At 48.1% G+C, this 24,557-nt stretch carries 29 protein-coding genes; 1 reads left to right on the forward strand and 28 read right to left on the reverse strand.

The features are described 5' to 3' along the window. Positions 1-8: 8 nt before the first annotated feature. From skT53_RS03835 to skT53_RS03855, 5 genes are all read right to left on the reverse strand, one after another. Entirely contained in the window at positions 9-800 is a 792-nt protein-coding gene (locus skT53_RS03835) for a thiazole synthase (protein ID WP_200759849.1), read from the reverse strand. Between the two features lie 14 nt (positions 801-814). Next, positions 815-1,015, reverse strand: a complete 201-nt coding sequence (thiS, locus tag skT53_RS03840; RefSeq protein ID WP_200759850.1) for a sulfur carrier protein ThiS — start codon at positions 1,013-1,015, stop codon at positions 815-817. Continuing rightward, positions 1,006-1,647: a thiamine phosphate synthase gene (gene thiE / locus skT53_RS03845; protein ID WP_200759851.1), complete on the reverse strand. Its 642-nt coding sequence runs from the start codon at positions 1,645-1,647 to the stop codon at positions 1,006-1,008. Before thiE ends, thiS begins: the two co-directional genes overlap by 10 nt. Before the next feature lie 231 nt (positions 1,648-1,878). Next, entirely contained in the window at positions 1,879-2,340 is a 462-nt protein-coding gene (locus skT53_RS03850; protein WP_200759852.1) for a hypothetical protein, read from the reverse strand. Positions 2,341-2,365: 25 nt separating this feature from the next. Next, a complete protein-coding gene (locus skT53_RS03855) occupies positions 2,366-2,797 on the reverse strand; it encodes a CoA-binding protein (RefSeq protein WP_200759853.1) in 432 nt (143 codons plus the stop codon). 422 nt (positions 2,798-3,219) lie between these two features. Here skT53_RS03855 and skT53_RS03860 point away from each other — a divergent pair, with 422 nt between their 5' ends. After that, positions 3,220-3,807, forward strand: a complete 588-nt coding sequence (locus tag skT53_RS03860; protein ID WP_200759854.1) for a YhcN/YlaJ family sporulation lipoprotein — start codon at positions 3,220-3,222, stop codon at positions 3,805-3,807. Between the two features lie 55 nt (positions 3,808-3,862). On the opposite strand, the gene skT53_RS03865 is transcribed toward skT53_RS03860, so the two are convergent. From skT53_RS03865 to skT53_RS03975, 23 genes are all read right to left on the reverse strand, one after another. Further along, positions 3,863-5,635, reverse strand: a complete 1,773-nt coding sequence (locus skT53_RS03865) for an ATP-binding protein (RefSeq protein WP_200759855.1) — start codon at positions 5,633-5,635, stop codon at positions 3,863-3,865. Further along, positions 5,632-6,345 (reverse strand): response regulator transcription factor, encoded by a 714-nt coding sequence (locus skT53_RS03870; RefSeq protein WP_200759856.1) that lies wholly within the window; start codon positions 6,343-6,345, stop codon positions 5,632-5,634. Before skT53_RS03870 ends, skT53_RS03865 begins: the two co-directional genes overlap by 4 nt. Before the next feature lie 25 nt (positions 6,346-6,370). After that, on the reverse strand, positions 6,371-7,555 hold the full coding sequence (gene ccsB / locus skT53_RS03875) for a c-type cytochrome biogenesis protein CcsB (protein ID WP_200759857.1): 1,185 nt from the start codon (positions 7,553-7,555) through the stop codon (positions 6,371-6,373). Beyond that, positions 7,555-8,955: a cytochrome c biogenesis protein ResB gene (gene resB, locus skT53_RS03880; protein ID WP_200759858.1), complete on the reverse strand. Its 1,401-nt coding sequence runs from the start codon at positions 8,953-8,955 to the stop codon at positions 7,555-7,557. The genes ccsB and resB overlap by 1 nt, the downstream gene beginning before the upstream one ends. 13 nt (positions 8,956-8,968) lie before the next feature. Next, a complete protein-coding gene (gene resA, locus skT53_RS03885; RefSeq protein ID WP_200759859.1) occupies positions 8,969-9,508 on the reverse strand; it encodes a thiol-disulfide oxidoreductase ResA in 540 nt (179 codons plus the stop codon). 171 nt (positions 9,509-9,679) lie between these two features. Beyond that, entirely contained in the window at positions 9,680-10,396 is a 717-nt protein-coding gene (locus tag skT53_RS03890; RefSeq protein ID WP_200759860.1) for a pseudouridine synthase, read from the reverse strand. Positions 10,397-10,432: 36 nt separating this feature from the next. Then, a complete protein-coding gene (locus skT53_RS03895; RefSeq protein WP_318978591.1) occupies positions 10,433-10,969 on the reverse strand; it encodes a spore maturation protein in 537 nt (178 codons plus the stop codon). Then, positions 10,966-11,562 (reverse strand): nucleoside recognition domain-containing protein, encoded by a 597-nt coding sequence (locus tag skT53_RS03900; protein WP_200759862.1) that lies wholly within the window; start codon positions 11,560-11,562, stop codon positions 10,966-10,968. The genes skT53_RS03895 and skT53_RS03900 overlap by 4 nt, the downstream gene beginning before the upstream one ends. Positions 11,563-11,574: 12 nt before the next feature. Continuing rightward, positions 11,575-12,732, reverse strand: coding sequence for a D-alanyl-D-alanine carboxypeptidase family protein (locus skT53_RS03905; RefSeq protein WP_200759863.1), 1,158 nt, complete (start codon positions 12,730-12,732; stop codon positions 11,575-11,577). A 184-nt stretch (positions 12,733-12,916) separates the two neighbouring features. Continuing rightward, a complete protein-coding gene (locus skT53_RS03910) occupies positions 12,917-14,296 on the reverse strand; it encodes an amidase (protein ID WP_226375327.1) in 1,380 nt (459 codons plus the stop codon). Beyond that, complete coding sequence (locus tag skT53_RS03915) at positions 14,296-15,339, reverse strand: carbon-nitrogen hydrolase family protein (protein WP_200759864.1); 1,044 nt, start codon at positions 15,337-15,339, stop codon at positions 14,296-14,298. The genes skT53_RS03910 and skT53_RS03915 overlap by 1 nt, the downstream gene beginning before the upstream one ends. A 44-nt stretch (positions 15,340-15,383) precedes the next feature. Further along, positions 15,384-16,391 (reverse strand): ABC transporter substrate-binding protein, encoded by a 1,008-nt coding sequence (locus tag skT53_RS03920; protein ID WP_200759865.1) that lies wholly within the window; start codon positions 16,389-16,391, stop codon positions 15,384-15,386. A gap of 222 nt (positions 16,392-16,613) precedes the next feature. Further along, positions 16,614-17,111: an ABC transporter permease gene (locus skT53_RS03925; RefSeq protein ID WP_200759866.1), complete on the reverse strand. Its 498-nt coding sequence runs from the start codon at positions 17,109-17,111 to the stop codon at positions 16,614-16,616. Continuing rightward, positions 17,111-17,356: a hypothetical protein gene (locus tag skT53_RS03930; RefSeq protein WP_200759867.1), complete on the reverse strand. Its 246-nt coding sequence runs from the start codon at positions 17,354-17,356 to the stop codon at positions 17,111-17,113. The genes skT53_RS03925 and skT53_RS03930 overlap by 1 nt, the downstream gene beginning before the upstream one ends. A 295-nt stretch (positions 17,357-17,651) precedes the next feature. Then, positions 17,652-18,098 carry a GerW family sporulation protein gene (gene ytfJ, locus skT53_RS03935; RefSeq protein ID WP_200759868.1) on the reverse strand — a complete coding sequence of 149 codons (447 nt, stop codon included), beginning with the start codon at positions 18,096-18,098 and terminating at the stop codon, positions 17,652-17,654. Further along, positions 18,071-18,835, reverse strand: coding sequence for a DUF2953 domain-containing protein (locus skT53_RS03940; protein ID WP_200759869.1), 765 nt, complete (start codon positions 18,833-18,835; stop codon positions 18,071-18,073). Before skT53_RS03940 ends, ytfJ begins: the two co-directional genes overlap by 28 nt. Positions 18,836-19,145: 310 nt before the next feature. Next, positions 19,146-19,394, reverse strand: coding sequence for a hypothetical protein (locus skT53_RS03945; RefSeq protein WP_200759870.1), 249 nt, complete (start codon positions 19,392-19,394; stop codon positions 19,146-19,148). Between the two features lie 535 nt (positions 19,395-19,929). Beyond that, positions 19,930-20,544 (reverse strand): SMC-Scp complex subunit ScpB, encoded by a 615-nt coding sequence (gene scpB, locus skT53_RS03950; RefSeq protein WP_200759871.1) that lies wholly within the window; start codon positions 20,542-20,544, stop codon positions 19,930-19,932. Positions 20,545-20,579: 35 nt separating this feature from the next. Then, a complete protein-coding gene (locus skT53_RS03955; protein WP_200759872.1) occupies positions 20,580-21,326 on the reverse strand; it encodes a segregation and condensation protein A in 747 nt (248 codons plus the stop codon). Continuing rightward, the gene (locus skT53_RS03960; RefSeq protein WP_200759873.1) at positions 21,323-21,928 is read right to left on the reverse strand and encodes a site-2 protease family protein; all 606 of its coding nucleotides are present in this window, start codon (positions 21,926-21,928) and stop codon (positions 21,323-21,325) included. Before skT53_RS03960 ends, skT53_RS03955 begins: the two co-directional genes overlap by 4 nt. Before the next feature lie 78 nt (positions 21,929-22,006). Next, complete coding sequence (locus skT53_RS03965) at positions 22,007-22,822, reverse strand: spermidine synthase (RefSeq protein WP_200759874.1); 816 nt, start codon at positions 22,820-22,822, stop codon at positions 22,007-22,009. A 35-nt stretch (positions 22,823-22,857) separates the two neighbouring features. Further along, a complete protein-coding gene (gene ribH, locus skT53_RS03970) occupies positions 22,858-23,325 on the reverse strand; it encodes a 6,7-dimethyl-8-ribityllumazine synthase (protein ID WP_200759875.1) in 468 nt (155 codons plus the stop codon). A gap of 36 nt (positions 23,326-23,361) precedes the next feature. Continuing rightward, on the reverse strand, positions 23,362-24,555 hold the full coding sequence (locus skT53_RS03975) for a bifunctional 3,4-dihydroxy-2-butanone-4-phosphate synthase/GTP cyclohydrolase II (protein WP_200759876.1): 1,194 nt from the start codon (positions 24,553-24,555) through the stop codon (positions 23,362-23,364). Between the last annotated feature and the right edge of the window lie 2 nt (positions 24,556-24,557).

Here is a 24,557-nt window from a genome sequence, read left to right on the forward strand (position 1 = left end):
GATGCCCCCTACTCGATCATTCCTTCAACAGGAGAAGAGGCGCTGGCATACCGCTTTTTGGAAATTCTTCCAGCCAAATATCCTTTTCTTCCCGCTTCGACTGCCAATTTCATCGCTTCCGCCATCAATACCGGATCTTTGGCTCCCGCTACCGCCGTATTGAGCAAAACTCCATCAGCGCCCAGTTCCATAGCCAGCGACACATCGGATGGCGAACCTACCCCAGCGTCAACGATAACCGGAACTTGCGCTTCTTCAATAATAAATTTCAGGTAGTGAGGATTCAGAATCCCCAATCCGGAACCAATCGGGGAAGCACCCGGCATCACGGCGTGCGCACCCGCTTTCTGCAAATGTTGAGCCAAAATTGGGTCGTCTGATGTGTAAGTCAATACGGTAAATCCTTCATTCACCAAAATCTCTGTAGCTTTTAACGTTTCGATTGGGTCGGGCAGCAACGTTTTCGGATTGCCGATCACTTCCACTTTAATCATATCGCACAAACCGCTAGCTTTCGCAAGTCTGGCGATTCGCACCGCCTCTTCGGCCGTAGTCGCACCCGCTGTATTCGGCAGTAATGTATATTTTTTCAGATCGAGCCGTTCCAAGAAATTCGGCGCATCCGGATTATCCAAATTGAGCCTTCTGACAGCGAAAGTCAAAACCTCTGTACCGGAAAAGTCAACCGCTCTTTGCTGTACGTCCAGATCCGAAAATTTGCCGGTTCCAAGAAACAGCCGCGATGAAAACACGTGGTTCCCAATTCGTAATGCGTCTGTTTGATTTGCCACTCCATTCATTTGTCCTACCTCCATCAACCGCCACCAACAAAATGGACGATTTCTATTTTATCCCCTGCAGCCACTGTTACGTTTCGATATTGGTCTCGCGACACGATGTTACCATTGTGTTCCACCACAACCATTTTTTCGATCAAACCAAAATGATGGATTACATCTGCCAGCGTTTGGGGTTCAGGTACCTGTCTGGTTTGTCCGTTTATGATCAGTTCCAAGCTGCTCCTCCTCTCACGCGATCTACCGCCGCCCGAATGCCGGATGCCGCCGCCAAAACATCATCGGCCGCCATGATGGCACTTATGACCGCCACCCCATTCGCACCCGACTGAATGATGTCCGATACATCAGGTTGTTGTATGCCCCCAATCGCCACAATCGGCAATGAGACTGCCTGGCGAATTTGGCGTATGCCAGCAAGTCCTACCACCGGCTGGGTGTCCGTTTTGGTACTGGTCGGTTTAAACGGCCCTACTCCAATGTAGGAGGCTCCCGCCCGTTCGGCCTCTATCGCTTCTTCCACATTGTGTGTGGAAATCCCGATGATTTTATTTGGCCCCAGCATCTTTCTGGCTATATCAATCGGCAGATCGTCTTGCCCCAGGTGGACGCCGTCTGCATCTGCCGCCAAGGCGATATCAACCCGGTCGTTCACAATCAGAGGAACGTTATACTTCGCCGTCAGCTTCCGCAAATCGATTGCCATCTGCAGAAGCTGCCGGGATGAGGCGTTTTTTTCCCGCAGTTGGACACAGTCGGCACCACCCTCAATTGCCGCCGCCACCGTGTCGAGCAAAGATCTGTTTTTTAGAAAATCGGTTCCCGTAATCAGATACAATCGGCTGTCCATGAGACGTCACACTTTCCTTCCAAATAAAAGAAACCGACCTCCCTTGGAAGTCGGCATTGTAAACACCTGATTGAGTCGCCACTTCCCTACGCTGGAATTACCCAGACCGCATGCATCGCATGCTCGACAGGTTCCAAGGGTTGAGGAAGTTCCTCTCTCAGCCGCGCAGGCACCCCCAGTGGAATCGTATTTTCAGTTTACCAAATAAAGACGGTATATGACAACCGCCTTTTAATGAACTTGTTGCGGTTCGACAGCAAATCCGACAACCTGGTCGGCAAACAATGTGACCTCCGGCAGGTGGACGGCACGATCCGGCAAATGGATCGTTGCGTTTCTTAATCCAATCAGCGGAGCGGAGTCTGTCAAGCGGAGTTCTTTCTCATCCTTTTCTACCACCCGCAAAAGTTCCACCCTGACGTTCGCCACCATAGAGGTGACTTGTGGAACCGACTGACGTGTGTCCGTTTCTTCATCAAAAGATTCGGCAAAGGAGGCTGCGATGTCCACCAATTCTCCTTCGATCAATCCGATGGAGGTTAAAAATACGGCCTTTTGTTCCGTATGGGCATTCAGGCGTTCGAGGACAACCCTCAATGATTCAATCGTTATCCATTTCATGGAAGCTCGATGATCATAACTTTTCGGCAACGGCGTTAAGGAAAAAGCAGGTGAATGATGTTTGTCAGTCATAAACGCCTCCGCTTTCCGATCCCGTTTAGGCTTCCTTTTGGCCTAACAGACGGAAATGTTCCACTTTCAGGCAGGCATCCTGAATCGCAGTTATACCTGCTTGTTGAAGACGTTCACATTGTTCGTCATTAACAATTCCCAACTGAATCCATACCGCTTTTGGCTTTTGTTTCATTTGAAGCACTTGGTCGACCACTTGGGGAATCTCCTCGCTGCGTCTAAACACATCGACAATATCCACAGGACCTTCCAGCTCCAATAAATTGGGATACGCTTTTCGGCCCAATACAGAGTCAAGCCGGGGGTTGATCGGAACCACTTCGTACCCCTGTGATTGTATGTATTCTGCTACTTCATAACTTGGCCGCGACGGATTGTCAGAAATTCCAAACACAGCAATTGTTTTCGCTTCCCGTAAAAGGTCACGCATTACCCGGTCGTCTGGGTTTTGATACATGTGAAGCCCTCCCCTGACAGAATATATTTAGTATACCGTTTTTCAACGGGCCTATCCGCAGCTCATATTCACGATACATCATTCCATTTGGGGAAACTACACCATTCGACCATTTCCAGAAATGTTTCACGCGGAAAAATCCCCGCTACCATAGGTATTTCACACCGTACCGTCCCGATTTTGTCTGGTAAATACCGACAAAACGGGGGGATCGATATTGATTCAACCACCAATCATCACGTATTCGGGCAGCCAAACAACCCGCTTGAAATTTGCTGTCGAATAATTTACCGTAATACACCCAGGGCATGTTTCCTGTCACCTCTCAGTCTATACTACCCTATAATTGCACAAAATTGCCGTAATTTGAATCACGAATAATTTATTCTACTTGGAAATACTACGAAAAGAGGTGATCGGACATGCATCCTAACAATAAAATTTGGCTCTTTCTGGTTTGGCCCATTCTGACGCTTTGTATCTTCCTCACGGTGACTGGTTGCCGCCAGGCTGCCCAACACCCTCAAACGGGTCCCACAACTGAGGGAGTCAACAAACCTTGGCAGATCAAATCGACACCAGCCGAGAATCATCCGTCCCCCAAAGATGCAGGCCAAATTCCAAACAGTCAGGACCCAACTTTAAGAGCTCCAGAGCAGGCAGAAAGACATCCGAATCCAAATCCGAAAGCGGAAGCGGATCATATGGCACAAGTATTAACCGGCATCCCTGGTGTTCAACACGCATATGTGCTTTTAACGGGACGTGTTGCTTTAGTCGGGGTAGATCTGAAGTCAAATATTAGCGGTTCAAAGATTGATACGGTTAAATATTCGGTCAAAGAGGCGGCCGAAAGGACAGGTCCGGGTTATCGAGCCATTGTGTCAGCCGATGTGGACACAGTTGCCCGTATTCGCCAAATGACTGCCGGTATCCGTCACGGACGCCCGATCTCTTCTTTTACAGATGAAATTGCCGACATTTTAAGCCGATTGATTCCGGAGACATAAAGATCGTGTAAACAAGAAGAACCCCGTGTGAGTCGAATTCACGGGGTTCCGCTTATTAAAAGGAGTTTTCTTCATTCACCCGCATTGGAAGCATAACGGTGAATGTTGTTCCTTTGCCAACAGTGCTTGTTACCTTGATGTTTCCATGATGTTTTAAAACGATATTACGTGCGATCGAAAGGCCCAGTCCGGTGCCGCCTTTTGAACGGGTGCGGGCTTTATCAACTTTATAGAAACGTTCAAAAATAAAAGGCAAATCTTCCTCTGGAATCCCTTCACCCGTATCGGAAACCTCTACATACACAAAATTTCCGTTGGTAAAGAGCCGCAGCGAAACCGATCCATTGGCAGGGGTATGACGCATTGCATTATCCACAAGATTGGTGAATACTTGCTCCAATCGGTCTGAATCCCCTTCAACCTGATAGTTTGCGTTTTCATCATAATCCACGGAAAACCCGATTCCCTGATCATGTGCCAACGTATGGAACTTGCGTCCCACCCAATTTATGAGATTTGAAAGATTCAATTCTGTGGTATGCAATTCAAATTGGCCGGCTTCCAGTTGAGCAAGATCAAGCAAATCGTTCACTAACCGTTTCATGCGGTTTGCTTCATCAAGAATAATCTGCGTCAGTTCCATGCGTTGCTCTGGATCCTCGCCAAATTCATCGAGCAGCGCCTCTCCGTACCCCTGAATCATAGCCAGTGGTGTCCGCAATTCGTGTGAAACACTCGCCACAAAATCTTTTCGAATACGGTCCAATCTGCGCTCTTCCGTCATGTCGCGCAATACAGCCACAACGCCCCGGACCACACCGTTTCCAGGTTCATGCAGCGGTGTCATGGTAACTGCAATTGTGCGTCCTTGCCAAATAAACTCGGCTGTTTTGGTTTTTGGATCTTCGAGTACCCAATTTTTCAAGTCGTTTAATTCGCTTGGCAAAAGATCATGATCAGGAACATCCGTTTCTTCCAATCGGACGGCACTCATCCAGTTTTTGGCAGGTCCATTGGCCAATGTGATTTTTCCTTGCCGATCGGCCGCAACCACCCCGTCGTGCATCGATAACAGAATGCCTGACATCTGTTCTTTTTCTTTGGAAAGATTATGAATGGTCTGTTGCAGACTGTCAGCCAAGAAGTTAATCGTATGGCCCAATCGGCCAACCTCATCGCCTGTCACCACATTCACTTTTCCTTCAAAATTGCCTAACGCCATCTGCTCCGCCACTTGCGTCATCTGAATGACCGGCCGTGACAGGTTTTTAGAAACGACGAAAGACAGCCCGGTAGCCAGTACCACTCCAATACCGGCTGCAAACAGGATCAGATTCCGAATTCGATTGATCGCATGTTCGATTTCGGTAACGGGCTGGTAAATCAACAATAATGCATGCAGTTTGCCGTTTTCGGAAATGGGATGAATCACCCAAGCGCTGGTGCTATCCGCCCTAAAATTGCCAAAGCCGGGTGACAATCCCCTACGGATAATTTGCTTGCCGCTGGACAGTTCGGGACGCATGTCGGCTGGCACGGTATCCAGCACATGATCGTCGCCTCCTTTCGCCAATGACCCCACAACAAACATATGGCTGTTGGATACTTTTGTCACTTCCTCAGCAATGGTCAAGGCAAGTTCCTTATCAGTCTGCGTAACCAAGATATTGCTGATATAGGCCGCACGATCACGCAGCGCCTGTTCCTGCGAAGAGTAGAAGTACGTATCAAACACCTGTTCCAGAAAAACGGTCAGCAAACTCAGAACAACAGCCACCATAACAATAATCGTCAACCATAATTTGACGACAAGACTGTTTCGAATCACTCGCGCACCTCGAATTTGTAACCAACGCCCCATACAGTGACAATCATATTGGCCACCTTTTCCGAATAGTGCCCAAGTTTTTCACGCAATCTCTTAACATGCGTATCCACCGTCCGCTGGTCACCGAAAAACTGGTAATTCCAGACATCCCGCAGAAGTTCTTCGCGCGAGAATACCTTATCAGGACGCTGTACCAGATAACAAAGCAATTCATATTCTTTCGGAGTCAGGGCGACTTCGACGTCCCCCACCAACACTTTATGCGAATCAAGGTTGATGCTCAGCCCTTCTATCGACAGGACTTGTCCCAATTCATTTGTCATCACATCGTTCCTGTTTGTCTGCGCTCTTTTCAAAAGCGCCTTGACGCGCATCACCAATTCACGCGGGGAAAACGGTTTGACCACGTAATCGTCCGCCCCCAGTTCAAACCCGTGAATGCGGCTCGACTCATCGCCTGAAGCGGTTAACATGATGATTGGCACTTCGCTCGTTTTGCGGATTTCCTCACAAACCTTGCGGCCATCCATTCCCGGCAGCATCAGGTCCAGTACAATCAGATCATACGGATCGGCCAGCGCTTTCTCCAAAGCCTCTTTGCCATCTTCTGCTTCTTCAACCTCAAACGCGTTCCGTTCCATGTACATGCGAACCAGTTTGCGGATTCTTTCCTCATCATCAACCACCAGAATACGAACCGATTTCTCCATTCCAATCCCTCCTCGGTGAAAGGCCTCATGCGTATGAGTGCAAACCAACAATCAAGAAATTGACTCCCACTAGCACAAACATGATGACAATAAAGCCCCAGACCGCCATCCAGGAAGCGCGTTCCCCTTCCCAGCCCCTATTTAGCCGTAAATGAAGGTAGGTGGTGTAGTATAACCACGCAATCAGAGCCCACGTTTCTTTTGGATCCCATTGCCAATAAGATCCCCACGCTTCCTGCGCCCAGATCATCGCAAATACCAGCGCACCTAATGTATATACGGGGTAGCCAATGGCTACGGCACGGTAAGAAAGTTCGTCGAGCGAGTCGGGATTCAATCCGCCAACCCATTTGGCGGTTGTAAATACTAACGGTTTTCGGTTGAGCAGACGCAAAATCAGGTACAGCACAACGCCCGCTATCAACGTCCAGAAAAACGTATTGACTTTTACAGAGGAAATCGCCCCTGAGAGCCAGCTCGGAACATTTAAAATCGGCAGCGGCAGACCGCCGAGACTGCCGAGTGAACCAACAGCAATTCCAGTCGGCCCGACTAATGGGGGCAGTTTGTACGTATAGCCATTAATCGGTTCAACAATTTGATAGTTTTTAAAGATAAACGAAACGGCAACAAAACCGACCAAAGAGACAATCAAAAACAGAAAAAATTCAAGCGAGGACACCTTGCGGCTCTTTGTGGACAAGTCTGTTATGACAAGCAGATGCATAAGCGCCGCTGCAAAGGCAATCGTTAAGATTCCTTCGCCCAGAGCGGCTGTCGTAACGTGTATATACAACCAGTAACTTTTTAAGGCAGGAATCAACGCTTGCGTTGTGTCAGGGAAAACGTTTGCGTATGCCAGCACAATCAGAGCAGTAGGCGCTGCAAACGCTCCCAGGATGGGGAATTTGTAAAAGGCGCTGATCACCACAAATGCCAGCATGATGCACCAAGCCCAGAAACTCATATATTCGTACATGTTGGACGTCGGGGAATGGCCGCTGCCAATCCAACGTGTAATGAACCCGCCAAACTGAACCAACACAGACAAAATGGCCGCGATATATCCCCACCGCGTCCAAAAGTTGGCAATCGCTTCCCCGTTTTTAATTTTAATTTTCTTTCCTGTCACACCAATAATATACAAAATGGAGGCCAGCAGGTAACCGAAAAATGCGATCCAATATAACCAGGCTGACAATGTAAGCATTACTCTTTCCCCCCCTGCCGAAGTTCGACCGATTCGGTTCGGCCCATAGCCTTCAGGACGCGTTCCATCTCTTTTCTCATCGCGTACCAGTTTTTGTTCGTCTGCGCCCCGACATGCAGCACGCCGTCATGGATTTGCCCCCACACCCGACGGTGCTGAAAATAGAATACCAATACGAGTCCCAACAACACAATAGCAGAACCGCCATAGACAATCGGAATACCATTGTCCTTTTGCACGCGCAAGCCGGTTGTTTGAACCATTTTGCCACCGGAAGGAGTCAGATCGAATTTTGAACCCTGCTGCATATTAAACTGTTGGAACACAAACAGAAACTGCTGAACCGGTTGGGTGACACCGGGCCCTTCCACCTGCATCAAAAATACCGGATTGTTGGGGTCGGTCGACTTGGTCACCGGCTGATCGTTCTGGATATCAAAATCCGGAAAATAATTGATCATTTTGACCGTATAGTCGCCCACTTTGTATTCGGTTTGAAGTTTCGACAAGTCGACCGTAAACGTCCCAAGTTTGCTGCCTGTCTGCTTGTCCTTCAAATCAAGGTTCAACAAACGAAGCGTCGGCGGCAGGAAGTTTGCCTGAAACAGCATGATGCCTTTATACTTCAACGGTTCGTTAACAATGATGCTTTGTTTTAATACTTCCTTGCCGTTTTCAATGATTGTCGCTTTTGTTTCATAATGTTTCGGACGTTGGTCAGGATAAAACTCAACGGTGAACTGGTCGTTTCGAACATAAAAATCGGAACCCGGAACTTTCACCGTTTGGCCTTCTTCGACCCAGATGTTTTGCGACACGTACCATCCCGGAATCAAACGGGACAGCGCTCCGAGAATAATGATGATCAATCCGATGTGAATAACGTAAGCCCCGAACCGGGAAATACGCATTTTTTCAGCTAAAAAAGCGGAACCCTCTCGGCGAATCTTATATCTTCTTTTGCGCAGTTCGGCTGCCATGCGGTCGGCCAACGCATCATCCGCTTTTTCAAAAGATGTGTAGACGCGTTTTCGTTGAACCACAGACAAGGCCGGTTTAATTTCCTGGCGATGCAATGATTTATAAAGAGGGATTACACGTTCCAGCGAACAGATAACGAGCGAAACGCCGAGCAGCAGCAAAAGAGCGACAAACCACCAAGAGGTGTACATATGAGAAAAACCCAACTGATAGTAAATCTTGCCGAGCGTACCGTAGGTTGCCGGATAATACGTTTCGGGGCTCGAAGACGGAATAAAGTTTTCCTGCGGAAAAATCGTACCGATCATGGCCGAAATGGCAATCAGCACAATGATGACGATCGCCACCTTGACAGAGGCAAAAAAATCCCAGATTAACTCAAATACGGAGCGGCGCTTGTTGGCAGCCAATGAATTCATTTTGTATCATCCCTTATGGTTTTGCGAGCAAAGTCTCAATCTGTTGAGTCATAAACTGTTCGGTCATCGGCCCTTCGAACTTGTCCTGAACGATTCCCTTTTTGTCAATAAAATAAGTGGTTGGAATCGGCCCGACATGATACTGATCCAACGTAACGGAACGATCCTGGTCTAATATAATGGGGAACGTGACACCTAACCGGTCCGTGAAGCCTTTTGCCGTCACTTTGTTTTCGCCAATATTGACGCCGACCACGACAACTCCTTTATCTTTATACCGCTCATAAATCGACTGTATGGACGGCATTTCGACCCGACACGGTTCGCACCAGGATCCCCAAAAGTTAAGCAGCACCACTTTTCCCTTTAAATCCTGAAGCGCCAGCGGTTTGTCATTTAAGTCGGCAAGTGTAAAATTGGGCGCAGCCTGACCGACGGATACGGTCTTTTTGTCTGAGTTTGTAAAGTTAATCAGAGCCACAAGAATTGCTACACAGGCCAGCAGAAGAATTACAACCGTGATGACCCTGCCCGTTCTGCGCTGAACTGCCACCGGTATTCCACCTCAAATTCGTTTATTGCTATAGCCACACATATAACAATTATAACGTATCGACAAGACAGCGTTATGAGAAACTGTTGAACATTTTGTGAAAAAGAAGAAGACGGACAATGCCGTCTTCCCGTTATTATTTCCAGTTTGTTCCCAAATTACAAACGAATGTTATTTTGTGCCGGCAATCCGGTAGAGCCGATCCACTTCCTCTGCTGTCAGCCGCCGCCATTCACCCGTTTTTACCTTTCCGATTGTCAGGAAAGCAAATTTGACGCGTTTCAATTTCAATACCGGATGACCGACCGCTTCGCACATGCGGCGGACCTGCCGATTGCGTCCTTCATGAATTGTGATTTCAAACGCAGACTGTTTGGAAGAACGGGCAAGCAGTTTGACTTTCGCAGGAGCTGTCATACCGTCTTCCAACAAGACTCCGTTTTCCAGCCGTTTCAATGAGTCATCTGTTATACTGCCGTGAACGACCACACGGTATGTTTTATCCACTTCATGGCACGGATGGATCAATCCGTTGGCCAATTGTCCATCATTTGTCAAAAGCAGCAGGCCGCTTGTGTTCATATCCAGACGACCAACCGGAAATATCCGCTCTTTTACCTGCACCAGATCGATCACCGTTTTTCTTCCTTCCGGGTCGGACACGGTTGTTACAACTCCAGTCGGCTTGTTGAACAGGATATATACGCTCTGCTGTTTGCCAATCGGCTTTCCTTCAACAGCAATTGTGTCTCGTGTCGAATCCACTTTCGTTCCCAGTTCGGTCACCACTTGACCATTCACGGTCACTTTGCCGGCCACGATCAGTTCTTCACATTTTCGTCTGGACGCAACTCCTGATTGCGCCAGTACCTTTTGCAGACGTTCCACGCTTTTCACCCGTCTTTTTCCAATTCTTATTGTTCATTATACGCCAAACATCCAATAGACAACCAGAACGGAGAAAGCAGCTGCCGCCAAATCAGACAACAGCCCCACTTTAACAGCGTAGCGGGAGTTTCGAATGCCAACCGATCCAAAGTATACGGTCAGCACATACAAAGTCGTATCACTTGACCCCTGCATGACAGAGGCGATTTTTCCCAACACGGAATCGGGTCCATAGGTTTGGAATATATCAGTCATGATGGACAGCGATCCCGTTCCCGAAATCGGCCGCAGCAGCGCCATCGGTACAATCTCGGACGGAATATGCAACGTATCAAATACCGGCCGCAACCCTTTTAACAATAAATCCAGCGCCCCTGACTCGCGAAAAACGGAAACGGCCACCATCATGGCCACCAGATGGGGGATAATTCTTACAGTTGTCGGAAATCCTTCTTTCGCTCCCAGAATAAAAGTTTCATAGACCGGCACTTTGCGAAAATGGCCGATTACCAGAATGGAAGAAATGACAACGGGCAGCGCCCATTCGGAAAGGAGATTGGTCCATTCCATCATGGAATCCCCCTTTTTCTCCGTTCACGTGCGCGAAAAAAGCGATCCAGTACGATAGCCGTCAACGTACCGAGGAAAGTAGCCACTATTGTAGCACCTACAATATCGGTCGGACTCTTCGCATCATACTGCATCCGAATGGCGATCACTGTTGCCGGTATGATGGTAAGGCTCGCCGTATTGATCGCCAGTAACGTACACATCGCGTCGCTGGCTCGGTGCGGTTCGGGATTCAGTTCCTGCAACTGCTGCATCGCCTTTAATCCTAATGGCGTAGCCGCATTGCCGAGACCCAGTATATTTGCGCTCATGTTCGCCAGTATGGATCCCATTGCCGGATGATCGGGCGGCACGGAAGGGTACAAAAAACGCGCTAACGGACGCAACAATTTTGACAGCATTTGAACCAGTCCCGCATCTTCGGCGATTTTCATAATACCTAACCAGAACACCAGGATGCTGATTAAGCCAAGACTGACAGACACGCCGTTTTCCGCACCCCGCAGGATTCCGCGCGTAATTCCTTCCATGTTGCCGGTCGCCGCTCCCACTGCAATTCCGATAAGGAGAAGGCTGATCCATATCACATTAATCATTTCCGTCACCTCTCATGACGTGAAAAGTCCAGCAAACAACAGTTTGATTTTCTCCATAAAACTGATTTCATCGACCGATAGATTCGCGACGAGAGCGACCGATCCGATTTTTTGCCCGTTCAGATAAAAATTGATAGTTCCCACTTTCTGGCCTTTTTGGATGGGCGCTTTCAACTGTTTTGGCAAATCGATTTCCTGTTTGACTGCCTGCCGTTCCTCCGGACGCAAGGGATAACGAAAATCGGCCTGTGTGACAACCTCCGCTTGTGCTAATTTTCCATACTTGACAGGCAGCGTACTGATCGTTTGATTCGCTTTCAGGGATTTAAAATCGTAGGTAGAAAATCCGTAATCAAGCAGTTTGGCAGAATCATCCCAATCGTTTCCGTCATTTAGTACGATCACAGCCAGTTGCCGACCATCTCTGCTGGCGCTGGTTGCCAAGCAGCGCCCCGCTTTTTTGGTGTAACCGGTTTTTACCCCGTCAGCTCCCTGATAGCGGAACAGCATTTTGTTTTTGTTTCGCATGACCCGATCCCATTCTTTGCCTTCCCAAGGAATCCGTTTTACTTTCGTCTTGACAATTTCAGCAAACACCGGGTTGCGCAATGCATAAGCGGTCAATACGGCCATATCGTGTGCCGTTGAATAATGGGCATCATCATCCAGCCCGTGCGGATTGGCAAAATGCGTTCCCGTTAATCCCAGCTCCTTTACCTTTCGGTTCATCATATCGGTAAACTTTTTGACCGACCCGCCGCCCACATACTCGGCTACGGCAGTCGCTGCGTCATTGCCGGAACGAAGCATGATGGCATACACCAAATCTTTCAGTTTCTGTTTTTCACCAAGCGCCAAATAAATGGATGAACCTTCTACACCGTACGCATTCGGGGAAACGGTGACGGTGTCCTCCAGCTTGCCGGATTCGATGGCGACGATGGCTGTGATGATTTTGGTGAGGCTTGCAATCCGCATTTTTTTGTTCATGTCTTTGCCGTATAATATGCGGCCTGTCTGCACATCAATCACGGCAGCAGTTTCGGCTGAAACGGGCACTTCATTGACAAATTTATTCGGATCCCATTCGGGAGCCGCAAATGAATTTGCCGGAACCGACAGAACCAACATCAGTACGACCGAAATAATGGTAAACAGACGCGATTTCATGACAACCCTCCTGCTGTCCTCATTCATCTAAGGTATATGCAGGCCCGTCTTTCTCTAGGACAAACAATAAAGAAAACTTGGCTTTCGCCAAATCAAAGCAAAAAAGGTTTAGCACAGTGAAGAAGACTGTCTAAACCGGTTATTAATCAACTGACGTTCCGATTTCATTTTATGAAGTTGGGGGTCATCCATCTTTTATTTGCGGACGCATCTGGTGCCAATTGGTCACAGTTTGATAGGCGTCCCCCAATGTAATCAATAGTTCTTCCGACAACGGACGAGAAACGAGTTGTAAACCAAGCGGAAGCCCCAAATCGTAAGTGAACCCTATCGGAATGCTTAACGTTGGGACTCCGGCGCATGTAAATGGAACATTAAAAACGGGTGTGCCGGTAGCCGCAATTCCCTCGGGAGCAGGGCCCGGGGCAGTCGGTGTGATCAAAGCGTCCACCTGCTGGAGTAAATCAAGCAACTCCTCCCGATAGATATTACGGATTCGTTGGGCGCGAAGATAATCGACAGCAGGCGTTAATTGCCCCAATTCAAGAGCTTCACGGATACTTGGGCCATACCTGTCCGCGTATTTTTTGTAGAAATCCTGATGATAAGCGGCTGCCTCCGTTCGCATGACAATCCAGTGTGCCACATTCGCATCCTCAAAAGAGAAAGGCAATTTAACGGGGATGATGCAAGCGCCAAGATCCTGAAAGACTTGCAAAGCGGCTCTCATTGCTTTCATAAGTTCAGGGTCTATGCCGTCAAAGAAAAAGGTCTCTGGCACCCCCAATACCATACCCTTGATGTCCTGACCCAGCGCGAGGGTATAATCTGGTACAGGTGCGGATAGGGTGGTTGGATCAGCCGGGTCCTTGCCTGCCATTGTGCTTAGAACAATCGCGGTATCCTTAACAGTCCTTGTAATCGCGCCTGCATGATCAAGGCTCCAACTGAGAGCCATAATGCCCACACGGCTAATTCGCCCATAAGTAGGCTTAAGTGTTGTGAGCCCGTTATAAGCAGCGGGACGAGAGAGGGAACCCGCTGTCTGCGTGCCAAGCGTGAACAGAGCCATAGATGCAGCCACAGCAGCCGCAGAGCCGGCACTTGATCCACCAGGAGTATGGTTGAGATTCCATGGATTTCGGGTATGAGGCGCTCCTCCGAGAAAGGCATATTCAGTTGTAGTGGTCTTACCGAGAAGAACCGCTCCTGCTGTATGGAGTTTCGTGATCACCGTTGCATCTGAGGATGGAATAAAATCAGGCTCTACTTTTGATCCCCCGGTGGTGCGAATTCCAGCCGTATAATAAATATCCTTGGCACCGTAAGGAATTCCATGAAGGGGTCCCCTAACCATACCGCGCGAGATGTCTTCTTCAGCTGCTTGAGCGGAACGCAGAGCTTCTTCATACATCACAGTTACCCAGGCGTGAACCTGATCCTCCACTTCATCTATGCGTTTCAGTAATGATTTCGTCAGTTCGATCGGAGAAATTTGTCTGTCTCTGATAAGTTGGGATGCTTCAAATATGGAAAGATCATGCAACGGTTGTCCGCTAATCACTATTGTTCACCTCTTGGTGTAAAGAGTGGTTCCGTTTCCCTATGCAGGGAAAAATTGCGAAGTGTATTCAATTGCTTGCGAAGATCATAAACCGGCAAACCGTTAATCCGATCCTTTGGAATATCGGCCGGAAACGTATCCGAAAAGGCATTCGTGTTGCAATTTGCATCGTAACGCCGATAAAGTTCCGGACGATAGTCTCGCAGAAAATTTAAACCTGATCGATTCGTTTCAATTTGACTGAAGTCCAAATCGACACGTAACGATGTCCAGGAACGATTGTCAAGAGCGGGACCGAGCGCTTCTCCTCGCGGATCAAAGGCAGCGGTCATTCCAAAGTAGTGAGTGATTTTCTCTGTACTATCATTGGCAATATAACGTTCGTCTCCTCCCCGGTTTACCCCCATAACGAAAACACCATTTTCTCTGGCACGGGCGGCACATTCGGCAATCCACATACCCGCGCGGTCTATCCCGCCGGCTGCCGTCGGGATCACAATTAACTCGGCTCCTTGAACTGCAAGTGTACGGGCAGCTTCCGGAAAAGACCGATCATAGCAAATGAGGATTCCAATTTTCCTTTCCTGAACCACGAAAACGGGAAGTTCTTCTCCAGCCGAAAAGTAATAGGTTTCATCTACATGAAGTGTCGGAAGGCAAACCTTTGGAATATGCGTCTTTCTATACTTTCCGACCAAATCTCCCTCCGGAGAGACAATCACTGCCGTGTTAAAATAACGATTCTCCGACCCGATCGTTTCGCGTTCAAAGAGAGTCCCGACAATTGCAGTCTGATAATTTCTTGCTTTCTTTGAGAGCCATTCCAATGTCGGTCCATCCAGGGGCTCCGCCATGTCAAAAAACGAATCATCATACGTTCCGCATTTATAGGGGACCGTCATCAGTTCGGGAAATACCACGAGATCAGCTGATCCATTTTGGAGTTCACGATCAAGATGACGACCGAGTGCTTCCATTCTATACACATAAGAACCTAACATTTCATAAGGGCCGCATTGCAAACCTAACACTGTAAAGCCCATCGCACTCCCTCCCGAACACAATTTTGAGATTGCATCATCATATGTCACTTTGCAAAACTTGGGTTTACGATATCTGTATAGGAAACATCCTTCTTGAGGTTTCCTACAAACGTTTGCACATCCATGGCATTCTTAAACGCCGCCTCATTTACGAGTGAGGTCTTGGGATATACATTGCTGTCAATCATTCGTTGTACGGCCTGATTGACTACATCAGGGCTCAGGTCAGGGAACTCCTTGCGCGCAATTTCCTTTGCCTTGTCGGGATCCTTATGCATATAGTCAAGTGACTCTTGCACCGAGAGAACAAATTTTTTCACAAGGTCAGGATCTTTTTCTATCAAAGCTTGCGATGTGTTTACCGTTGAGAATGCATAATCAGGGTAATCATTTGTAAACTGATACACAATCTTTAATCCCTGGGCGACCCCTTGATCCACTTGCGGTTCATAGGCGACCGCAATATCGGCTTGTCCGGCGAGGACAGGTCCGAGTTCTGATCCGTTCTGAACTTCTGTAATAGTTACGTCTTTCAAATCAATATTATTCTTTGACAAAAGAAGTTTAAGAAGGGTATTCGACGTCCCGGGAGCGAGACCGACCACTATTTTTTTCCCCCGAAAATCTCTGGCAGAATCGATTTTTACACCCTCTTTTGCAAGGATCCAAACCGGTGCACTGTTTGCAACCGCGCTCACGGCCCGTGCATCACCGCCTTTGTCACGTGCGAACGCGACATGTTCAGGACCGTGTACAGAGAATTGCGCCTCTCCGGATAATACGGAAGCCAGTGCGGTAGGACCGCTGCCTGCCGCTCGGATGGATGTAATATGAATGCCGTTCTGATCAAAGAAACCTTGCTTGTTGCCTACATATAACGGGAGATATAGCAGGGAGTGGAAAGCTTCGGTCACCATTACGTTCTTCGTTTTGCTGACCGACTCCGGTTTCGCCGTGTTTGACGATGTACCTCCGCATGCCGTAAGCAAAAATGGGATGCTCAAAAGGACACTGAACAAAATTCCGCGTTTTCGATTCGTAATGTTAGACATGATCTGGCTCCCTCGATTCTTTTTAGTAGTGTAGTAATATTTTTGGAGATGGTTTAACGGTAGTCTGCTAGGCTCCGATTTTTGTCTTAGCCAGTTCGTTCTTTGAATTCCACGGTAATAAGCGTGATTCAAGCCAACCGACAATCGCATATAAGCAAAGGGCTACTGCCATAAGTGTCAGAACCCCAACCCAAACAGAGTTCAAGTTAAACAGATTTCCGGCTACGAATACCATGTGTCCAAGTCCGTGGCCAGAACGATTTTGGAGTAGATACCCGATCCGAACCAGATAATGATCATCGGGGCCAGTGCGATTTTGGGAACACCATTGAGCGCGACCACGAACGGATCCAGAATGCGTGCCACAAGACCTGAATACCACAGTAACAGCCCTACCAACGATCCGAGTAAACTTCCTAAGACAAATCCGATTAAAGTAGCAAATACGGTCGCTTGGGTGTCAGTGAATAATTGACCGCTTTGCAGCATTCGAACGGTGGAGTCCCAAATTCCGGATGGTGAACCCATGAGAAACGAGTTGATCAGTTTAAACCGGGCGCTCATTTCCCAGGTCCCCATAAGTCCAACAACCACCAAGATTCTCCAAAAATAGGTTTGGATATGATCAAGTGATTTTGTGTTTCTAAAAAAGAGGAAACCGTTTTTGGCCTTCCCCTTCTGGGCGTTAAAGTCCAGTAGCTTTTCTTGTGCTTTTCCCATCAGGCACCCCTCCCGATTTGAATGTCAAGGTCCGTCCAAATGCTGTCAAAAAATTCATTGTAGCGGATGTCTGAACGGGCTTTCAGACCCGACCCGTGTTGAGAGGCCAGACCCACTTCATAGATTCTTTTTACTGTAGCAGGCCGTTTGCTCATAACGACGACCCGATCCGACATTGCAATTGCTTCTCCAATATCATGCGTAACTAATACGACCGTTTTACTCTGTTCTTTTAAAATAGCCAAAATCTCTTCCTCCAGCACGAGACGTGTCTGATAATCTAACGACGTGACAATAAAAAAGGCTTCTACCGAAGCATATTCAAGAAAAAAGTGGCGTTTAATAGAGGAAGCCTTTTTCGACAGCCGAAAGTATAAAAATGGTGATGGAATATCACATTTTTATACTTTCTAAGCTGTTAAAAAAAGACGTGCACGGAACCCCTGCCGGGGAGATCCTGCACGTCACACAAATACCGCTATATTCCGAAGAAGCGCTGCAGTTCACCCGGAGTATGTCGTACAGCGGCGATTACAAGGCTTACTGCATATTGGGCATCGGCTGCTGTGTATGCATCGGCATCTGATTCATGTTTTGCTGCTGCTGCATTTGATTCGGTTTATTCCCGATCATCGATTGGATTCTATCAAACACTTGCGGCGCCATATCAATGATCCGTTCATACAATTGGTTGGGAGCTTCGGAAGAAAGCAATTTGACCTGACCTTGTGCGACTACCAAAAACCCGACCGGCGTAATCGAAACGCCGCCGCCTGCTCCACCCCCGAAGGGGAGTCCGCTGTCCTGGCTGTCCATTTCGAATTCGCTGCCGCCTGCTGCAAAACCGAATCCCACTTTTGAAATGGGCAATATCACGCTGCCGTCCGGTGTTTCCACAGCGTCGCCAATAATGGTATTGACATCTATCATTTGTTTGATGTTTTCCATTGCTGTTTGCATCAAACCTTGGATCGGATGATCCGCCATGATTTTTTTCCCTCCCTCAGCATATAAATCCCCATTTGGATGCCTGCGACAATAGCCTGCCCGAGCCAAAAGCGGATTATGCAATCCACCTCTGTGCGCAGCAATTCTTTGTTAAAATGGGGATACACCGACAAATGAGGTTGTGAACGAAACGAAAAGAGGCCGGAGATAATGCCGAGCAAAGTCCCTTTCAGTCCCCAGACAACCCCGGTGGCCATACCTGTCAGAGCAGCGTCTCCCGTTCCCAAATCAGTTTTCCAATTCATCTCGACGACCCGAAACACTTTCGTAAGTTGCCGAAGCTTTTGGTGAAACGTGTGTAGATGTTCAGTCAGTTCTCGATAGATTTGAAAGGACTTTTGCAATCTTTCAAACGGCAGATCGACTGCGTGTTTGCCGTCTTGCGAAACCGTTTCCGCTAATCGGGTCGGTTGTGACGATTCGATTGCTTCGGCAGATTCAGCGGTTTCGGTTGATTGGCCTGCTACCCGTGCGTCGGTATTCCCGTTTGCCTTTATTTTTGATTTTTCTTTTAACGATACGATTAAATCAACCGCAGAGGACTCTATCTTGTATGTAAACAACCCAAACAGCGCCTGAAATTGAACGGTCAATTGATCATCCCGCCCGTTTCTCGAATACTGAATATGAACTTGCAGAGGAATCAGCAAAAGCAACAAAAAAAGCAGCAATAGAGCAGCTGCCAATCCGATCAAAACTGTCCACAGCCAGTTCATACCCCTCACCTCACGCACCCAATAATTCCCTGTTACTTTACCCCGTGAACCGCCTGTACATACGTACGAAAACAAAAATGCTAGAGTAAAGGGCTGGGTATCCAGCCCCTCCTCATCAAACCGTACGTGAGGTTTTCCCTCATACGGCTTTCCGATGTTCGTCATTCATGTGCGTTCAGCCTACAAGTGTATGTAGTCCACTTGGAGAAAGCCAGGGGTTACTTCAACACTTTACCCAGGGCCGGTTACTGCATCGCCTGTGGATTAACAGTAGCGCTCGCAGTTTGAGCAGAACCTGTCGTGTCGGTTGTTACATTTGTTGCCACTGAATCTCCGGCGTTTTAGAAGTATTTGTCCCTGTAGACGTTAAATTTTTGATATAGAGCTGATAGTCATCTATTAAGTTTAAATATTCACCAGTAAGTTTCTTGTAAGTATCGACAACCCAATTGTAGCTATTTACTTGATGTTGTTCCTTTTTAAGTTGATGTTTAGTTTCCTCTTCGGTGTCAGAAAAATTGTTTTTGGTCCCTGCAGTTGCGGAAGAATCTTTAGTCACAGATGGATCCGTAGATTGTTCATTTGCGGGTTGTTGGCTGCCGGACGGTTGAGTAGTTACCGCCGCTGGAGCTCCGTTCCCATCATTGGCGAGAATGGTAACTGGTCCATTGGCCGCCGGTTGATCCTCTTTCGCAGCGTCGCTTTGTACAGAAGTTGCAGCGGCACTTTGTTGGTTGCTAGGTTAAACAACGGCAGTGGAATCCGTATTTTCAGCAGCAAAGGCCGATGCTGCTGCACCTAAAGAAGTCGAGGTGATCAACGTGCCTTACATTACAACTGGAATCCACATCCCCATCCTGAGATTCTTGCTTTGTTTCATACCTTTCATCTCCTCACTCCGTTTTTACGGCTTACCCGGCCGCATGGCTTTATAATAGAGGAGAAATATAAACATTCTATGACCGCGCTGGAAAAAATTCTTAGAAAACTGTTAACTAATTATGAAAAGGTGTTATACGGTCACAAAAAATAAAAGAAGTAAAGTCTCCTCACATGGATGTCTTTACTTCATTGCCTAACATATCACACGCCTCTTATTCTTCCGGTTCATGGGAGGACGATTCTCCCGCTGTGTCCGTAAAAATTGACCGTTGGTCGAATAACAGCCGCTCTTCTTCCAAAACGTCCTGCGGCAGAAAGGAAGGAGGCGGCGGCAGTTCTTTCAAAGAGCCAAGTCCAAAATAATCGAGAAATTCTTTTGTGGTGCCATACAGAATCGGCCTTCCCGGCCCTTCTGTACGCCCGACCTCCTGAATCAGCTTCTTGGCCATCAGATTGTTGATGCCCCGTTCGCTTTTGACGCCGCGAATCTCTTCAATTTCAGAACGGGTAATCGGTTGTTTATAGGCGATAATTGCAAGTGTTTCAAGTGCCGCTTGCGAAAGGGAAGCCTGTTGGGGCTGATAAGCCAATTTTTCAAAATAGGGGGCATGTTCCGGCAAGGTGGTCATCTGAAATGTGCCCGCCACTTCGACAATTTGCAGCCCTCTTCCCTCTCGCCGAAAATCGGCCGCCAGGTCGTGACAGATGTCAACCGCTTCCTCCACATCAATTTCGATGATCTCTGCGATCTGTTTCGCTTCCATTCCCTCGCTGCCCGAAACGAACAGCAGTCCTTCAATAATCGATTTTACCTCTTTGTAATCCATAAACAGGTTCACCACTCCACGTCACCATCCGCTCATCATACAAGTTGGATGACAATTTCCGCAAACAACCCATCCTGCATACAACGAACTTGTCTGGTTTTCATCAATTCCAACACGGCCATGAACGTAACCACAATCTCGGAACGCCGCCCGTATTGGGACAGAAGCGTGGAAAAAGAAGTTTGGCCTTGATTGAAACGGAGCAGGGTCAAAATTTCCTCAATCCGATCTTTAACGGAAATTTCGTCACGCCGGATATGAGCGACCGGATCTTCTGCAACAGCGTTTGTCAGAGCCATCCGAAAAGCGTCAAGCAGGTCATACAAGGAAACGCCCTGCAGGGGATTTGGTTCTTCGTGCGGGATATACCCGGACAGATCAACCGGACTCCTTGTGAACACGCTGCTACGGTGAGTCGCCATGGTTTGCAGTTCGGCAGCCAAATGTTTGAACCGCTTGTACTCAATCAGCCGTTCCATCAGCAGTTGGCGTGGATCTGCTGTTTCTTCCAGCAGGTCGTATACATCGTCCAATTCCAACGGCTCCGGTTTTGGCAGCAGCATGGAACTTTTGATTGCCAAAAGGGTCGCCGCCATTACCAGAAATTCAGACGCGAAGTCCAGCCGCAGTTCCTGCATCGCATGAATATATTGCATATACTGGTCGGTAATTTCGGCAATCGGGATATTGTAGATATCCATTTCATTTTTTTCCACCAAATGCAAAAGCAAATCCAGCGGCCCTTCAAACGATTCCAAACGGACAAGATATTCTGCGTTCATACGATCGGAACTCCCAGTACTCTCATTACGCCGTAAATCAGAGGATAAATGAAACGAATCAGGCCGGTAAACGCAAGCAACAAAATGATGTACGGGCCGTATGTTTCCATTTTGTAAAAAAAGCCCAACTGCCGAATCGGCACAATCGACCGCAACACTTTCTCCCCGTCAAGCGGATACAAGGGAATCAGGTTAAATACAAACAACAGCACATTGATATAGACTACATAAAATACAATGGGCGATTCAAAATTAAAATAAGGGATCCCTGCCTGCGCAATCAAAGCGAACAGCGCCGCCAAAAGCAAATTGGCAATCGGACCCGCAATTGCGACCTGCAGCATTCCGAAACGGCGGTTGCCGCGAAACATGGAAGGATTGGTGATTACCGGTTTTGCCCAACCAAATCCGGTTAAAATCAATATAAGAAAACCGAACGCATCAATATGGACAAACGGATTCAACGTTAAACGGCCGTCTTTGGCTGGAGTTGGATCCCCCAAACGATACGCGCTCCAGGCGTGGGCTGCTTCATGAACCGCTGCTCCTATCAAAAACGCAATGCTCATGAACAGAATCCGCTGCCAATCAAAATTGAACAAACGAACAGCTCCTTTCCAACCACACAAAGATCGTCACCATTATAACACAGGCGTTAAAACGCCAACAGATAACGGCTGCTAATCGTACTCCGCTTGTATATCCTCTGTCGGGATTGACTCCGAATAAATTTGGTGAACCAGTTTTGCCACCTCGGGAGACAGAGAATCCTCATGGACCGGAACATCGGACAGAAAATCGCCCGGTTTTCGCTTGCGTGCGATCAGCAGAATGTTCTGTTCGAATCGCGACCATCGGGAAACAGGCAACACCCATACGTCAGGAAACACTTCCTGGACGGTTTTTAAAGTTGTTTTAAACGGACTGTCCATCGGTCCCTTTAATGTACCTATTACATTCACAACCAACAGCCCATTTTCCTGTAACACCTGATAAATCGACTGAAAAGATTGGACAGTCCGCATCGATTTGGGAATCGAGAAAGAGTCGTATGTATCCAGAAAAACAAGATCAAACCGCTCTGCCGTCGATTCCAAAAATGCCCGTCCATGCATCGCGTGCAGTTCGGTTTGCTGATCGCACGGACATTCAAAATATTTGACGGCCGCCTCCAATACGGCTTCATCCAAATCGACACCGACAATTCGGGCATCCGGATGGAGTCGCCGGATGGACCGAATCGCCGTTCCCGTACCCACACCTAACGACAAAAAGGAACGGACGTTGGGCATCCAGGCCCGATAGGCAAGAAAAAAGCGCTGGTATGGGAACAATAGTTTTTCTTTGTTCTTCATGTCCAGCGCCCCTTGCCAACTTTCACTGGCAAATCGCATATAGCGGACCGATCCTTTTTGGTAGACATACACGGTTTGAATCGGAGATCTTTTTTTCCAAATCAGTCTCGTTTTTCGGAACAAGGAGAAGTCAACATTCATAACAGGCCCCCTCCATCCAAACACTCATCTGTCGTTCAGCCGATTCTCTTGGTCAGGTTAGCCATTTCAATCGCGGTAGCAGCTGCTTCCCAGCCTTTGTTGCCCGCTTTTGTTCCCGCCCGTTCGATTGCCTGTTCAATCGTATCGGTCGTTAAAACGCCAAAAATGGTCGGAACTCCTGTTTTCAAAGAAACAGACGCCACGCCTTTGGAGACTTCCGCGCAAACATAATCAAAATGAGGGGTGGATCCGCGAATCACGGCCCCCAATGTAATTACCGCGTCGTATTTGTTGCTTGCGGCCATTTTTTGCGCAATCAGCGGAATCTCAAATGCGCCGGGAACCCAGGCGACAGACACAGCGTCTTCATCCACCCCGTGCCGTTTTAACGCATCGAGCGCGCCGGACAGCAATTTCGACGAGATAAATTCGTTGAAACGCCCCACCACAATTCCGATCTTAAGTCCTGTGCCAATCAAATTTCCTTCGAACACTTGTGCCATTGTATTCCTGCCTCCTGTTTTACAACTCCCTTGCAATCAAAGGTTCAGCATGTGACCCAGTTTGCTTTTCTTGGAATTGAGATATTTGATGTTGTACGGATTCGATTCCATTTGAAGCGGAATCCGTTCGGCGATTTTCAATCCGTGTCCTTCCAGACCGCGAATTTTGCGTGGGTTGTTAGTCAACAAACGGAGTTCGCGAACCCCCAAATCACGCAGGATTTGCGCGCCGATGCCGTAATCTCGCAAATCGGCTGCAAAACCTAATTTTTCATTCGCTTCTACCGTATCGTATCCCTTCTCCTGCAGCTCATATGCGCGGATTTTGTTGATAAGTCCGATGCCGCGACCCTCCTGCCGCATATACAGCAAAACTCCGGACCCGTTTTCCTCAATCTGGCGCAGCGCCGCATGCAGTTGTGGACCGCAATCGCAACGGTGGGAACCGAATACATCGCCTGTCATGCATTCGGAATGAACGCGAACCATGACCGGTTGAGAGGGATCTATCTCGCCTTTTATCAACGCTACATGTTCCTTGTCATCCACCGAATTCGTATAAACGACTGCTTGGAAATCGCCAAAATCGGTCGGAAGTTTGGCGCTCGCCGCTCTCGCGACCAGCACTTCGCGCGATTTTCGATAGCGGATCAATTCTTCGATCGTGATCATTTTCAACTGATGCTGCCGGGCAATTTCCAGCAAATCGGGCACCCGGGCCATCGTGCCGTCCTGTTTCAACACTTCACAGATGACGCCTGCCGGGTAGGAACCGCATAATTTCGCCAAATCGATTGCCGCCTCCGTATGCCCGGCGCGCCGCAATACGCCACCTTCCCTTGCGATTAAAGGAAAAATATGACCCGGACGTTTAAAATCATCCGCTCCGCTGTTCGAGTCTATCAAAGCGGCTACTGTTACCGCCCGCTCGAAGGCGGAAATTCCTGTCGTCGTTTCCTTTCCGTCCACTGAAACGGTAAAGGCGGTCCCGTGCTGGTCCGTGTTGCGGTTGACCATCGGTTGCAAATCCAATTTTTGGGCTCGTTCCTCTGTGATAGGAACGCAGACCAGACCACGTCCGTATGTGATCATAAAATTAATCACGTCTGGTGTCGCTTTTTCGGCCAATGCGACAAAATCCCCTTCATTCTCACGGTCCTCATCATCCACAACAATAATCACTTTCCCCTGTTTCAAATCCTCTAACGCTTCTTCGATTGTATGAAACATGG

Source organism: Effusibacillus dendaii (assembly GCF_015097055.1).
GTDB lineage: Bacteria > Bacillota > Bacilli > Tumebacillales > Effusibacillaceae > Effusibacillus > Effusibacillus dendaii.